The sequence below is a fragment of the Aquimarina sp. TRL1 genome (assembly GCF_013365535.1).
GTDB classification, from domain to species: domain Bacteria; phylum Bacteroidota; class Bacteroidia; order Flavobacteriales; family Flavobacteriaceae; genus Aquimarina; species Aquimarina hainanensis.
The window spans coordinates 2,974,700-2,988,678 of sequence record NZ_CP053590.1 but is presented as its reverse complement, the minus strand read 5'-3'; the positions used below and the strand labels follow the sequence as shown (position 1 = coordinate 2,988,678).

At 35.3% G+C, this 13,979-nt stretch carries 12 protein-coding genes; 6 read left to right on the top strand and 6 right to left on the bottom strand.

Annotated features, from left to right (window positions below):
• Window positions 1-25: 25 nt before the first annotated feature.
• The 3 genes from HN014_RS11970 to gyrB all read right to left on the bottom strand — a co-directional run bounded on the left by HN014_RS11970 (window position 26) and on the right by gyrB (window position 3,887).
• Window positions 26-646, bottom strand: coding sequence for a hypothetical protein (locus HN014_RS11970; protein WP_176029106.1), 621 nt, complete (start codon window positions 644-646; stop codon window positions 26-28).
• A 122-nt stretch (window positions 647-768) separates the two neighbouring features.
• Window positions 769-1,695 carry a malate dehydrogenase gene (gene mdh, locus HN014_RS11965; protein WP_176029105.1) on the bottom strand — a complete coding sequence of 309 codons (927 nt, stop codon included), beginning with the start codon at window positions 1,693-1,695 and terminating at the stop codon, window positions 769-771.
• Between the two features lie 254 nt (window positions 1,696-1,949).
• Entirely contained in the window at window positions 1,950-3,887 is a 1,938-nt protein-coding gene (gene gyrB, locus HN014_RS11960; RefSeq protein ID WP_176029104.1) for a DNA topoisomerase (ATP-hydrolyzing) subunit B, read from the bottom strand.
• A 634-nt stretch (window positions 3,888-4,521) separates the two neighbouring features.
• Here gyrB and HN014_RS11955 point away from each other — a divergent pair.
• Window positions 4,522-5,535, top strand: a complete 1,014-nt coding sequence (locus HN014_RS11955) for a M12 family metallopeptidase (protein WP_176029103.1) — start codon at window positions 4,522-4,524, stop codon at window positions 5,533-5,535.
• A 105-nt stretch (window positions 5,536-5,640) separates the two neighbouring features.
• Here the strand turns inward: HN014_RS11955 and asnB are convergent, their stop codons facing one another.
• On the bottom strand, window positions 5,641-7,305 hold the full coding sequence (gene asnB / locus HN014_RS11950) for an asparagine synthase B (RefSeq protein ID WP_176029102.1): 1,665 nt from the start codon (window positions 7,303-7,305) through the stop codon (window positions 5,641-5,643).
• Window positions 7,306-7,565: 260 nt separating this feature from the next.
• On the opposite strand from asnB, the gene HN014_RS11945 reads away from it, so the two are divergent.
• Entirely contained in the window at window positions 7,566-8,099 is a 534-nt protein-coding gene (locus HN014_RS11945; RefSeq protein ID WP_176029101.1) for a DUF2911 domain-containing protein, read from the top strand.
• Window positions 8,100-9,213: 1,114 nt separating this feature from the next.
• Here the strand turns inward: HN014_RS11945 and HN014_RS11940 are convergent.
• Both HN014_RS11940 and HN014_RS11935 read right to left on the bottom strand, forming a co-directional pair.
• Window positions 9,214-9,843, bottom strand: coding sequence for a 7-carboxy-7-deazaguanine synthase QueE (locus tag HN014_RS11940; RefSeq protein WP_176029100.1), 630 nt, complete (start codon window positions 9,841-9,843; stop codon window positions 9,214-9,216).
• A gap of 112 nt (window positions 9,844-9,955) precedes the next feature.
• Window positions 9,956-10,408, bottom strand: coding sequence for a RidA family protein (locus HN014_RS11935; protein WP_176029099.1), 453 nt, complete (start codon window positions 10,406-10,408; stop codon window positions 9,956-9,958).
• Window positions 10,409-10,569: 161 nt separating this feature from the next.
• Here HN014_RS11935 and HN014_RS11930 point away from each other — a divergent pair, with 161 nt between their 5' ends.
• The 4 genes from HN014_RS11930 to HN014_RS11915 are packed head-to-tail and all read left to right on the top strand — an operon-like array spanning window position 10,570 to window position 13,935.
• A complete protein-coding gene (locus tag HN014_RS11930; protein WP_176029098.1) occupies window positions 10,570-12,099 on the top strand; it encodes a helicase HerA-like domain-containing protein in 1,530 nt (509 codons plus the stop codon).
• A 24-nt stretch (window positions 12,100-12,123) separates the two neighbouring features.
• The gene (locus HN014_RS11925) at window positions 12,124-12,687 is read left to right on the top strand and encodes a hypothetical protein (RefSeq protein ID WP_176029097.1); all 564 of its coding nucleotides are present in this window, start codon (window positions 12,124-12,126) and stop codon (window positions 12,685-12,687) included.
• 14 nt (window positions 12,688-12,701) lie between these two features.
• Window positions 12,702-13,076, top strand: coding sequence for a cupin domain-containing protein (locus HN014_RS11920; RefSeq protein WP_176029096.1), 375 nt, complete (start codon window positions 12,702-12,704; stop codon window positions 13,074-13,076).
• Window positions 13,069-13,935, top strand: coding sequence for an alpha/beta hydrolase (locus HN014_RS11915; RefSeq protein ID WP_176029095.1), 867 nt, complete (start codon window positions 13,069-13,071; stop codon window positions 13,933-13,935). Before HN014_RS11920 ends, HN014_RS11915 begins: the two co-directional genes overlap by 8 nt.
• The last annotated feature ends 44 nt before the right edge of the window (window positions 13,936-13,979 follow it).

The following is a 13,979-nucleotide window of genomic DNA, read 5'->3' as shown; positions in this document are numbered from 1 at the left end:
CTTTCTGAAGAATCTGAATTCCTGGTTAGGAAGCAGGACCGGCTCTAACCTCAGGTATGATACGTGATGTGCAGTCAATAGCCATTACAACGGCTCTATTTACTTTTTGAGCTACTTTGTTTTGCAGCTCTATCGTATCAAAAGTTTTTGTTATAACAGATACAGAACAATCTCTATCAGTATTTTCCCCCTGCTTATCTGTTAACTCTACAATATATTTAGCATTAATATCTCCATCCAAATCTGTACTTTGCTGGATTTCATATATTTTAATATTGTATTCTTTATCGCTTTTATGTAGCGGAAACTGTTCTCCTTCATTATCTTGATCATATAATACATGATCAAATACGATCCGCTGTTCTTTGGAAAGTTCTTTTTTAATAAAGGCTACATCTGCTTCACTATAGTAAGTTATCTTCAGCTTTCCATTTTCGAGTTCTTCGGACACCTTTGCATTCTCTACTCCAATAGTTTCCAGCTGTCTTTTAATAGTGGCAATTGCTTTTTTTGCCTCTTGAGAAGTTACTTCTACATCAGTAAATTCAAGTACGATTTCCTGATTAGGTACTACAGTTTGTTGCTGGGTAACCATCAGCAACCCAAACACAGCAATTAAAATTCTGAAGTACCATTTTTTCTCCATCCTGCAAATATAAAAAAATTAAAACTGCATAAAAAGACTTCTAAAAAATATCTATAACATTCTTCCAGAAACAACAAAAGCTGCCTTATGGCAGCTTTCATCATTTTTTATCAGATTTAGAATTATAATTCCAACAATCCGTTTGTTTTCTTAACTCCTTCTGCGCTCTCAGCAAGTTTTGCTTTTTCTGCATCAGAAAGTGCTATTTCTACAACTTTTTCGATTCCGTTTTTACCTAAAACAACAGGAACTCCAATACAAATATCATTTAATCCATATTCTCCTTCTAAGTATGTAGAACAAGGGAATATTTTTTTCTGGTCACAAGCGATTGCTTGTACTAATCCAGATACTGCTGCTCCCGGAGCGTACCAAGCAGAAGTTCCTAACAACTTCGTTAATGTAGCTCCTCCCACCTTAGTATCTGCAGAAACTTGCTCTAAACGCTCTTCAGTAATAAATTCTGAAACTGGCACACTATTTCTGGTAGCTAATCTAGTAAGCGGAACCATCCCTTTATCACTATGACCTCCGATTACCATACCGTCTACATCAGAAATTGGCGCTTCTAATGCTTCTGCTAATCGATACTTAAAACGTGCACTATCCAGAGCTCCCCCCATTCCTATAATTCTATTCTTAGGAATATCGGTTGTTTTATGCGCTAAATAAGTCATCGTATCCATTGGATTACTCACTACTATGATAATTGCATTAGGAGAGTGCTCTACCAAACTGGCTACCACAGATTTTACAATCCCGGCATTAATTCCTATCAATTCTTCTCTGGTCATTCCCGGCTTACGAGGAATCCCCGAAGTAATTACAGCTATATCGCTATTAGCAGTTTTAGAATAGTCATTTGTACTTCCTGTAATTTTAGTATCGAATCCATTTAAAGAGGCTGTCTGCATCAAGTCCATTGCTTTTCCTTCTGCGTATCCTTCTTTGATATCCAACAACACTACTTCCGAAGCAAAATCTTTAATTGCAATATATTCGGCACAACTCGCGCCTACTGCACCAGCTCCTACAACTGTAACTTTCATTATATTTATTTTTTTTTGATTAAAACTTTAAAAACTATGCGAAAATACAAATTATAAGCCAAATTCCTCATGGATAAAACGGTTAAATACCAAACTATTCAGAATCTAAAAAAATCGCAACTTTCCCCCTCAAGAATTACTAAATTCGTATTGAACCTCTTTTCTTTTTCTAAAAAAACACTCATTTCTTCATATCGTCTCACAAAAAAAGCCGAAGAGATTTTCTTCGGCTTTTCCAGTATTTTCAGTATTGTTTAAGCATCAATATTAGCATATACTGCATTCTTTTCTATAAATTCTCGTCTTGGTGGAACTTCATCTCCCATCAACATTGAGAATACCCTGTCTGCTTCTGTCAGATTATCAATAGTAACCTGATGCAATGTTCTGTATTCAGGATTCATTGTTGTTTCCCACAACTGTTCTGCATTCATCTCTCCAAGACCTTTATAACGCTGAATCTTCGAATTATCTCCGTATTCTTTCATAATCTGATCTCGTTGTGTATCATTCCACGCATATTGCTTTTTAGCTCCTTTTTTCACTAAATAAAGCGGTGGAGCGGCAATATAAACATGTCCGTTCTCTATCAATTCTTTCATGTATCGGAAAAAGAAAGTTAAAATAAGCGTAGAGATATGGCTACCATCGACATCGGCATCACACATGATTACAATTTTATGATACCTTAATTTCGAAATATTAAGCGCTTTACTATCTTCTTCCGTTCCTATTGTCACCCCTAAGGCTGTAAAGATATTTTTAATCTCTTCGTTTTCAAACACCTTGTGATGCATTGCTTTTTCTACGTTCAGAATTTTTCCTCTCAATGGCAGAATCGCCTGGAAATTTCTATCACGCCCTTGTTTGGCTGTTCCACCTGCCGAATCTCCCTCGACTAAGAATACCTCACACAAAGCAGGATCTTGTTCTGAACAGTCAGATAACTTCCCTGGCAAACCTCCAATACTCATTACCGTTTTTCTCTGAACCATCTCACGCGCTTTTTTCGCAGCGTGCCTGGCTTGAGCAGCAAGAATTACTTTCTCGATAATAGTTTTTGCATCATTTGGATTTTCTTCCAGATAGTTTTCTAACATCTCAGACACTGCCTGAGACACAGCAGAAGTTACCTCCCTATTTCCTAATTTGGTTTTTGTCTGCCCTTCGAATTGCGGTTCTCCTACTTTAACAGATACAATTGCTGTTAGTCCTTCTCTAAAATCATCTCCCGCTATTTCGAACTTTAACTTATCTAACATTCCTGAAGCATCCGCATATTTTTTTAGTGTAGAAGTCAATCCTCTTCTAAACCCAGAAAGATGTGTCCCTCCTTCATGCGTATTAATATTATTCACATACGAATGTAGATTCTCTGCATAAGAGTCATTATAAATCATTGCTACCTCAACAGGAATATCATTCTTTTCTCCCTCCATGGCAATTACATGCCCTATAATCGGGTTACGACTCCCATCCAGAAATCTCACAAATTCTTTTAATCCTTCTTCTGAATAAAAAACCTCTGAAATATCATTCCCTTCTTCGTCTTTATGTCTCTTATCTGTCAGTGTTATCGTAATCCCCTTATTGAGGTAAGCGAGCTCTCGCATTCTACTTGCCAGCGTATCATAACTATACTCTGTTGTTTGCTGAAAAATACTCTTATCAGGTTTGAATGTCACTACTGTTCCTGACTGATCTGTATCTCCAGTACTTTTTACAGGATATAAAGTTTTTCCTCTTTCATACTCCTGCTCCCAAATCTTTCCATCTTTATATACAATAGCATGCAAATGATCCGATAATGCATTCACACAGGAAACTCCAACTCCATGCAGTCCACCGGATACCTTATATGAATCTTTATCAAACTTTCCTCCTGCACCTATCTTTGTCATTACAACTTCCAATGCTGAGACTCCTTCTTTCTTATGAATTCCTACAGGAATTCCTCGCCCATTATCTTTGGTTGTAATAGAATTATCTTCATTAATGGTGACTTCTATTCGATCACAATATCCTGCTAATGCTTCATCAATTGAATTATCAACTACCTCATACACTAAGTGATGCAATCCTCTTACTCCTACATCTCCAATATACATTGAAGGACGCATACGCACATGCTCCATTCCTTCAAGCGCCTGAATGCTATCCGCCGAATAATTGTGTTTTTTTTCTTCACTCATATATTAACGCGTTTGTTAAATTACATTTTCATAACCCAACAAAGATAAAATAATGAAAATCGTTTTTAAGATAGTTTTAAGCCTGTTTTTAAATAGTTATTAACAATTGTCTTCAAAAACAACAAAAATCGCTTAAAACAGCTAAAAACAGCATCAAAATAAAACCCCTCCCTTAATCATCTTAAAACTACTGAATTCCTTCTGCGAAAACCTCCCTCCCATTTTTTATAACAACTTCTATTCAACTTCACATTTTTTTTGTCTACCCCCCTAAAATGAAACAGTAGTCTGAAAACCAACAACAAAAGAAACAAAATCCATGCATTTTCTTAAAAATTATACAATTAATACATTAAAACAAACAGTTTATGTAATGCTATTTTTATGTAGAAAGGCATTCTGGTACTTTTAGAAAAAATTAGTAAATAAAACCAATTATAGAAAAATTAAAACAGGTATTTACGTATCACCTAATAACCGTATAAATACCATCAAAACATTCCTTTTCAATATTCTTGCCTATTCATAAAAATTACTTGTACAAATCATTCTGAAAATAATAACTGAATTAAATGTTTATTCCCATAATCATTTAATATCACACATTTTTTTTAACACAAACTCAAGTAATATTATGAAAACTAAACAAAGAATCAGAACATTAGCAACCGCATCTTTAGGAGTGATGCTTCTTTTTTCATCCTGTCAAAATGAAAAAATAGAAGACAACATCACAGACGATCCAACTATTAATGGAAAATTCATTGAAAAATATTTTAGAGGAGACCTGGTAGAGGTTGAGGAAATTGGCAATGGAGAATACCTTTACAATTCCGATATTATTCTTTCTGAAGAAATGTTATCCGACAAAGCAGAAAAATATGATCCCGAAAAGGCACCAGTTGTCGGAATGAACGAAAAACTAGCTTTATACGGTTCTGTTAGAAAATGGCCTAATAATACTGTTATCTACAGATTAGGAAATCTAAACAACACTCTTCGATCTAATCTCAGAGAAGCTTTTAAAAGATGGTCAAGCAAAACTAATATTAGATTTAAGGAAAGAACCAATGAATCATACTATGTAACCATCTATCAATCTAATAATGTTTGTTCTGGTTGCGGTAGAGCTTCTTTTGGTGTACAAGGTACCCGAGGAACCATACAATTAGGACACAGTGCAAGCATTAGCCTTATTGTTCATGAGATAGGACATACATTAGGTTTTGTTCATGAGCAAACAAGAGCTGACAGAGACAACTATGTAAGAATACGATGGGAAAATATCCAGCCAGGAATGGAAGGTAACTTCAGAAAAAGCAATAATGCCAGGTTACTAACGGATCAATTTGACATTAATTCTATTATGATGTACCATCCGTATGGTTTTTCTAAAAACAGACAACCAACCATCACCTTATTAAACGGACAAATTTATCACGGAGCTCAAAGCACGATTTCTCGCTTGGATATTGCAGGAACAAATAGCGCTTACCCTATTAACAATCCAGGAGATATCTGTAAAGGGATTAGCGAATGGGTTCGTGGCAGACAATATTTTGTAGGAGACCAGGTTACCTACCGAGGTTACTTATACACCTTATTGAGCAATTATAATTGGAAACAGGAAGGACGTTGCGGAAACTAAATCCGTATATCTATGTATCTCGAAGTAAGCCTCGTAATACTAAAAAAAGGCTGCAATTTGGTTTGCAGCCTTTCTTTCTCTAAATCTCACAACTCACAAAGTAATTTAATACGCTTCTTCGTGCACATTCGCAACTGCACGACCAGAAGGATCGTTCATATTCTTAAACGCTTCATCCCATTCCAAGGCAATCTTAGTACTACATGCTACTGATGGCTCCTGCGGAACACTTAGGGCTGCTGTATCCGACGGGAAATGATCTGCAAAAATTGAACGGTAATAAAACTCTTCTTTAGACGTGGGTGTCTGAATTGGAAATTTATATTGAGCATTGGCTAATTGCTCATCTGTAACCTCTTGTTCTACGACCTCTTTTAGTGTATCAATCCAGCTATATCCTACTCCATCAGAAAACTGCTCTTTTTGTCTCCATGCTACGCTTTCCGGCAAATACGACTCAAAAGCTTTTCTTACTACCCACTTTTCCATTCGTTCCCCATTGATCATTTTATCCTGTGGATTAATACGCATTGCTACATCCATAAATTCTTTATCCAGAAAAGGAACGCGTCCTTCTATCCCCCATGCTGCCAAAGATTTGTTCGCTCGTAAGCAATCATACATATGAAGCTTATTTAACTTTCTTACGGTTTCATCATGAAACTCTTGTGCATTTGGGGCTTTATGAAAATATAGATATCCTCCAAACAACTCATCTGCTCCTTCTCCTGATAATACCATTTTCACTCCCATTGACTTAATTACTCGTGCCATAAGATACATCGGAGTCGATGCTCTAACCGTGGTGATATCATATGTTTCTAAATTGTAGATAACATCTTTAATAGCATCCAATCCTTCCTGAATTGTAAATTTTATCTCGTGATGCACCGTTCCTATATGATCTGCAACTTTTTGTGCAGCTGCCAGATCCGGAGAACCTTCCAAGCCTACCGAAAACGAATGCAACTGCGGCCACCAAGCCCCTGTCTTATCACCAGATTCAATACGTTTTTCCGAGTATTTTTTAGCTATTGCAGAAGTTACAGAAGAATCCAACCCTCCAGACAACAATACTCCGTATGGAACATCAGACATCAATTGTCTATGCACCGCTGCTTCTAAAGCTTCTCTAACTTCTTCTATACTTGTCTGGTTTTCTTTAACCGTTTCATAATCCTGCCAGTCTCTGACATACCATCGTACTAATTCTCCTTTAGTACTATCTAAATAATGTCCTGGAGGAAACAATTCGATCTTTGTACAAACACCTTCTAGCGCCTTCAACTCTGAAGCAACATAAAAAGTTCCGTTCTCATCCCATCCCATATACAAAGGAATGATTCCCATATGGTCTCTTGCTACGAAATAAGAATCTTTTTCTGCATCGTATAGTGCGAAAGCAAAAATCCCATTCAATTCATCAAGAAACCTTGTCCCTTTTTTCTTATACAGTGATAAGATGACTTCACAATCAGATTCCGTTTGATAATTATATGTTCCTTTAAACTGTTCTCTTAATTCTCTGTGGTTATAAATCTCTCCATTAGCTGCCAATATTAATTTTTTATCTTCACTAAACAATGGCTGCTTTCCTGATGCAGGATCAACAATTGCTAATCGCTCATGTGCTAAAATTGCATTTTCATCAGCGTATATACCACTCCAATCCGGACCTCTATGACGAATTTTTTTTGACATTTCCAATAACTGAGGTCTTAACTTCTCTGCTTTTTCCTTTAAATCAAAGGCACATACTATTCCACACATATTTTATTGTTTCTAATAGTTAACACTGCAAATATTCAACATAGATTACATTATAAAAACAAAAAACATAAAATTGATTACACATTTAAATAAAAATAAACAAAATCATATCATTAAAAAACACAACCTGTCTAAAAATGAGACTTCACCTTTTAATTCATTACTTTCATATTTTATCAAATGATTAACATACACCAACTAAGTACACTCCTATCTTTACGACTAATCAGTTTAGTATAAAAAAGTAAAAAAACAGTACAATGAAAAAAAGTTTAGTATTAGCAGTAATGGTGTTTATTGGTTCATTGACCTCTATGAATGCACAGCGGTTTTCGGATTTACAAAAAAGTCCTACAGACATCTCGTATGCAAAAGCTGACCGAAATGCAAAACCTGAAGTAAAAGTAATTTATAGCCGTCCTCAGAAAAAGGGGAGAAAAATATTCGGGAATCTTGTTCCTTTTGACAAAGTATGGAGAACAGGAGCTGATGAAGCTACTGAAATTAAATTTTTTAAGGATGTAACTTTTGGAGGCAAAACTGTAAAAGCAGGAACTTATTCTCTTTTTACTATTCCAGGAGAAAAAGAATGGACTATTATTCTTAATTCGGACTTAGACAGCTGGGGAGCATATTCTTATAACGAAGAAAAAGATATTGCCAGAATAACCACCTCACCTACTACAGGAGATTCCTTAGAGGCATTTTCGATTGCTTTCAAAAAAGCTGACAAAGGATACGACATGGTATTAGCTTGGGATACTACTCGTGTTTCTATACCTGTTTCCTTATAGAAACGAAAAAAAACAGTGCTATTTTGAATAAAACTAAAATAGCACTGCTTCCTTCAAATTTCGCATTTTTTTGTTTCCCCCAACAAATAATGCTACATTCCAATATTTTACTTTAGTAAAAGATATTCCCTGTGGTCTTAATCCCCTAATTAAAGACCGATAACACCTCTTTTTGTCTTGTTTGTTTCTAAGTGTAAAGTCTCACCATATACTACTAATTTAATTTGTTTATTACCTATGAATAGCATTGCTTGATGCAGCAGGTAATTGCTTAATAAATTCAATTAAAGCTTTAACGTTAATTGTAAAAATACCGTAAAAAAATTTCATAACCCCTTGTGTTTTAAATTACTACACAAAGATAAATCAGAATCTTCTGTAGCAAAAAAAAATTAACACTTCGTGTAGTAGATTTTAGACAGAAAACACCTTAAAAAGGTCATAATACTCAAAAACAACCTAAACAAAAAAAAACAAACAAGAAAATTCTTACGCAAAAAACATGTTTTTATGGGGTTTTATCCCCCCTTTCTTTTTCTTTTTTACGGAAAATACATACCCCACCAGAAAACAAACCCTAATAAAAACTACTATTTTTAGAAGATAACCTATTCAGGGCACTCCAGCTTAAAAATCAACACAAAAAAACGTCTAATATATATTAGACGTTTTTTTTATTCGATTCTGTTCTTTATTCAAACAATTTAAATGATACTACTACCAGAGCTAATTATCTGCGAATAGCATAGCTAGATGCTCCTGGGAGATCCTTTAAAAAGTTAATGAATACACGAAAATTTAATCCGAAAATAGTGTACAGATATCTCATAGCCCCTTGATTTTAAATTACTTATATAAAAATAACTAATAAGCATCCATAAGTCAAGAAAAACATTAATTAAAAATTAACTTTTCGACATAACTATATAAAAAAGAAGATAAAAGGCAATACTGTAAGACAAAACTCATACAATAAGAAAGAAAAAACCTACATATTTGTTTGATTTTCAAAAAAAACACCCTTAAAACGATACGTTATAACCGTAATTAACACACAATCCTTATTCAGGAACAATAAAAAACGGTCAACAATCTGTTATCTCAATGTAAAAAACTAAGGAATATTGAGATATTTATGAGTTTGTAAGGACACTTTCCATTTTGGATTATCCATAACATAATCAACTATGTACGGAATCATTTGCTCCCTTTTACTCCATTCGGGTTGCAAATATAAAATACAGTCATCTGAAACTTGCGCTGCTTGCTTTTCCGCAAATTTAAAATCACTTCTATTATATACAATACATTTTAGTTCATTTGCTTTCTTGTATACTTCAGGTTTTGGCAATTTTACTTTTTTGGGAGACAAACATATCCAATCCCAATCTCCAGACAGCGGATATGCACCTGAGGTTTCAATATGTGTTTTGGCACCTTTAGCTCTCAATCCGTCAGTAAGCAATGTTAAATCCCAAATCAAGGGCTCTCCTCCTGTAACCACAATTACATCACTATACTTAAGAGCATTGTCTACAATGATATCTGTACGGGTTGGAGGGTGCAAATCAGCATTCCAGCTTTCTTTAACATCGCACCAATGACAACCTACGTCACATCCTCCAATTCTAACAAAATAAGCTGCTGTTCCTTTATAAAACCCTTCCCCCTGAATTGTATAAAACTCCTCCATTAAAGGAAGCATACTTCCTTCCTTTAACATTTTTTGTACATTCTCTTGCATAAGGGCGCAAAGGTAATTAATAAAAGCTTGAAAATTATCAATCTACTTACAAAAAAACCAGCATATTCAAATCACTTCCTACAATACAGTGATTTTTACAACCCTATAAATTTCATTCCGATTTTACTGCAACACACTCTATTTCAATCTTAGCTCCTACAGCCAACCCACTTGCAGCAAAAGTTGTTCGTGCAGGTTTTTGAGGAAAATAAGTTTTATAGATTTCATTAAACAATGAGAAGTCTTTAATATCAGAAAGAATTACGGTACACTTCACCACATCTTTCATCTCCATATCATGCTGCTGCAATACCGCTTTTATATTTTCCAGGGCTTGCTTCGTTTCTGTCTGTATCCCTCCATTAACCAATTTTCTCGTTGTATGGTCCATTCCTATCTGCCCTGACAAGAAGAACGTATTTCCTACCTGTACTGCATCAGAAAAAGGAGCCGCTACTTTTTTAGGTTCATGACTCACATGAAATATTGGACTCTCTGAAACTTGCATAGGTTGATTACACCCTAAAACACTTCCTATAAAAACAACTAAAAATAACCACCTCATTGTTATCGAATTTTATACCTTATAAATATAACACATTATTTAATTTTCATTTTAGGAAATACACAAAACGAAAATAAAGCAATATCCTTTTTCATTAAAATCAATGTATAATTTCGATAGATTAACTAAGATTCCTATTTTTATCAAAATTTAGATCAACTATGAGTGAAAATCAAGCTTTTCTGGACCACATTACTGAAGGGTATACGACCAAAGGAGATTTTATAGCATTAGGATCCGCTATTCACAATAACGAAACAATTACTGACGCTCAGGTAAAAATCCCTTTAAAAACCCTAAATCGTCATGGTCTTATTGCCGGGGCTACCGGAACAGGAAAGACGAAAACATTACAGGTGCTCGCAGAAAACTTAAGCGAAAAAGGAATTCCTGTATTGCTTATGGATATAAAAGGAGATCTCAGCGGTATTGCTGCTGCGAGTCCCGGACATCCTAAAATTGATGAACGACATCAAAAAATAGGAATTCCATTCACTCCCAAAAGTTTTCCGGTTGAAATTCTTTCCTTATCGGAGCAAGAAGGTGTTCGGTTACGTGCTACTGTAAGCGAATTCGGCCCTGTACTTTTATCCAGAATTCTTGATGTTACAGAAACACAAGCCGGTATAATTGCTATTATTTTCAAATATTGTGATGACAATAAACTTCCTCTACTAGATCTAAAAGACCTGAAAAAAGTATTGCAATATGCGACCAGAGAAGGAAAAAAAGAACTAGAAAAAGACTATGGTAGAATCTCTACAGCTTCTACAGGTTCTATACTTCGAAAAATAGTAGAACTCGAGCAACAAGGAGCTGATATCTTTTTCGGAGAACGTTCTTTTGAGGTACAGGATTTATGTAGAGTTGATGATGATGGCCGAGGACTCATTAATATAATTCGATTAACCGACATTCAGGATCGTCCAAAACTATTTTCTACTTTTATGCTTAGCTTATTAGCCGAGATATATGGAACATTTCCGGAACAGGGAGATAGCGGTCGACCAGAATTAGTCATCTTTCTGGATGAGGCACACCTTATATTCAAACAAGCTTCTAACGCCTTAATGGATCAGATAGAAAACATCGTTAAACTTATCCGTTCCAAAGGAATCGGATTGTATTTTGTAACTCAAAACCCAACCGATGTCCCTGATGGTGTCCTCGGGCAACTAGGATTAAAAGTACAGCATGCATTACGAGCATTTACTGCCAAAGATCGAAAAGCGATCAAATTAACTGCGGAGAACTACCCTATCTCTGAATACTACGACACCAAAGAAGTATTAACTTCTCTTGGAATCGGGGAAGCGCTTGTCTCTGCTCTTGATGAGAAAGGACGCCCCACTCCCCTGGCTGCTACCATGCTTAGAGCACCAATGAGTAGAATGGATATTCTTACAGATAAGGAATTAAAGAACCTGATCGAGAAATCAAGCCTCACTAAAAAATATAATACAGAAGTAGATCGGGAGAGTGCGTATGAAATACTTAATAAAAAAATAGCACAGGCAGAAGCTGAAGAGGCAAAAGAAGTTGCAAAAAAAGAAAGAGAAAAACTTGAAAGATCAACAAGTAGATCTCGATCCAGAAGAACCAGCACCACCGAAAAAGCCATTATCAAAGTACTAACAAGTGCCACATTTATCAGAGGTGCACTGGGAGTACTAAACAAACTATTAAAATAGCGGTTACAAAATTTTCTCACTACTATGAATCACAGAATTTTCTTATATATCTTTACATCATTACTCATCTGTTCTTGCCAAGAAAACAATCAAATGCAAGCTGCTTTTGAAATCTCACCTAATCGTATTGGTCTTCTCACAAATGAAATAAAAGTATACCAACTGGACTCTATCTTTGCGAAAGATTCTATTGTAAGGAACATGACCCGGACAGAATACATCAATACCGCTAATGAGATTGAGGTTTTTGAAAAAGGAGGAAGAAAACTTTTAATATTAGAAGCAAAGCATGAAAACGATTCGAGTTCAACTATCCAAACTGTACAGGTAATTGACTCTCGCTACAAAACGGGTACTGGATTATCAAGTCAAAGTACATTCAAAGACATAAAAGATCAGTATACAATTTCCAAGATCAATAATACATTAAGTACCGCTGTTATATTTATAGATGATCTACAGGCATACTTTACTATCGACAAAAAAGATTTACCTTCTGAATTCAGGTTTAATACAGATAAAAAAATTGACGTTTCCCAAATTCCTGATACTGCCAAGATAAAACAATTCTGGATTCACTGGAATTAAACACCTCAAGACAAATGAGTTCTTCTAAAAAGTTTCTTATTCAAAAATCTCCTTTTGTCGTTCCCACTACAGATGGCAAATTGATCGAGGAGCATTTTGGCAACGCTACGGATGGTAATACAGAAATAAGCATTGCTCATATGATTGCACCTCCTCACTGGGAGGAGCCTTTTCAAACACCCGAATTTGACGAATACACCTATATCATCAAAGGAAAAAAACAAATTACCATTGATAACGAAAAAGTAGTATTAGCTGCTGGAGAATCTATAAAAATCCTAAAAGGTACCCGAATACAATACGCTAATCCATTTAATGAAGCCTGTGAGTACATTGCAATCTGTACTCCTGCTTTTTCTTTAGACACGGTACATCGAGAAGATGAATAAACACATAAAAAAAGCCCTTCCTTTATTAGTAGGAAAACACTTAGAACTCTTATTTTTTTTCAACAAACAAAAAGCACTAGTACAAGCATTTACGTTCTTTTGTACTCCAAGAAAAGGTCGGGTACTCCCTGAACAGGAGCACTTTCTCGAAGAGGCTTTTGATGATATCCTCCATATAGAAGATCTCAAAATTCAATCCTACAGCTGGCCAAACCACAATAAAGAAACGATCTTGTTAGTACATGGATGGGAAAGTAACACCTATCGTTGGAAACCGCTTATAGAACTTCTACATGCTCAAGGTTATACTATTCTTTCCCTCGATGCCCCTGCCCATGGTTATTCTTCCGGGAAGCAATTTAACATTCCATTATACGCAGCATGTATGGACCTCATCATACAGAAACACAAACCTACATATATTATAGGTCACTCCATTGGAGGTATGACAACTCTCTATTCTCAATACAAGTTCAGCTACCCTTTTATTCAAAAAATCATTGCCTTAGCCCCTCCTTCTGAATTACAAGGGCTGCTATCACATTTTCAAAATACCCTGAAGCTCTCCGATAAATTCATTAAAGAACTCGATACTTACTTTAAAAGAGAGTTTGGCTTTTTTAGCCATGAATTTTCGATTGCAAATTATGTAAAAGATATTGATACCCCAGGATTATTAATCCACGATGCTTATGATGATATCACCCCTTATTCTGAAGCTTTGAAAATAAGTAAGTCTTGGAAAGGCGTCTCCTTTATTACCACTCAAAACTATGGACACTCCCTGTTTTTTGAAGAAGTGAACGAAATGATTCTTCATTTTCTAAAAAACAAACATTCTCACAATAGCAATACATAAATTATCTTTGCAATCTTTTCATGATACTCTTTTCGTGTCTTAAT

Coding starts and splice junctions, on each gene's coding strand:
- HN014_RS11970 (WP_176029106.1), bottom strand. CDS start 646: ATGGAGAAAAAATGGTACTTCAGAATTTTAATTGCTGTGTTTGGGTTG.
- mdh (WP_176029105.1), bottom strand. CDS start 1,695: ATGAAAGTTACAGTTGTAGGAGCTGGTGCAGTAGGCGCGAGTTGTGCC.
- gyrB (WP_176029104.1), bottom strand. CDS start 3,887: ATGAGTGAAGAAAAAAAACACAATTATTCGGCGGATAGCATTCAGGCG.
- HN014_RS11955 (WP_176029103.1), top strand. CDS start 4,522: ATGAAAACTAAACAAAGAATCAGAACATTAGCAACCGCATCTTTAGGA.
- asnB (WP_176029102.1), bottom strand. CDS start 7,305: ATGTGTGGAATAGTATGTGCCTTTGATTTAAAGGAAAAAGCAGAGAAG.
- HN014_RS11945 (WP_176029101.1), top strand. CDS start 7,566: ATGAAAAAAAGTTTAGTATTAGCAGTAATGGTGTTTATTGGTTCATTG.
- HN014_RS11940 (WP_176029100.1), bottom strand. CDS start 9,843: ATGCAAGAGAATGTACAAAAAATGTTAAAGGAAGGAAGTATGCTTCCT.
- HN014_RS11935 (WP_176029099.1), bottom strand. CDS start 10,408: ATGAGGTGGTTATTTTTAGTTGTTTTTATAGGAAGTGTTTTAGGGTGT.
- HN014_RS11930 (WP_176029098.1), top strand. CDS start 10,570: ATGAGTGAAAATCAAGCTTTTCTGGACCACATTACTGAAGGGTATACG.
- HN014_RS11925 (WP_176029097.1), top strand. CDS start 12,124: ATGAATCACAGAATTTTCTTATATATCTTTACATCATTACTCATCTGT.
- HN014_RS11920 (WP_176029096.1), top strand. CDS start 12,702: ATGAGTTCTTCTAAAAAGTTTCTTATTCAAAAATCTCCTTTTGTCGTT.
- HN014_RS11915 (WP_176029095.1), top strand. CDS start 13,069: ATGAATAAACACATAAAAAAAGCCCTTCCTTTATTAGTAGGAAAACAC.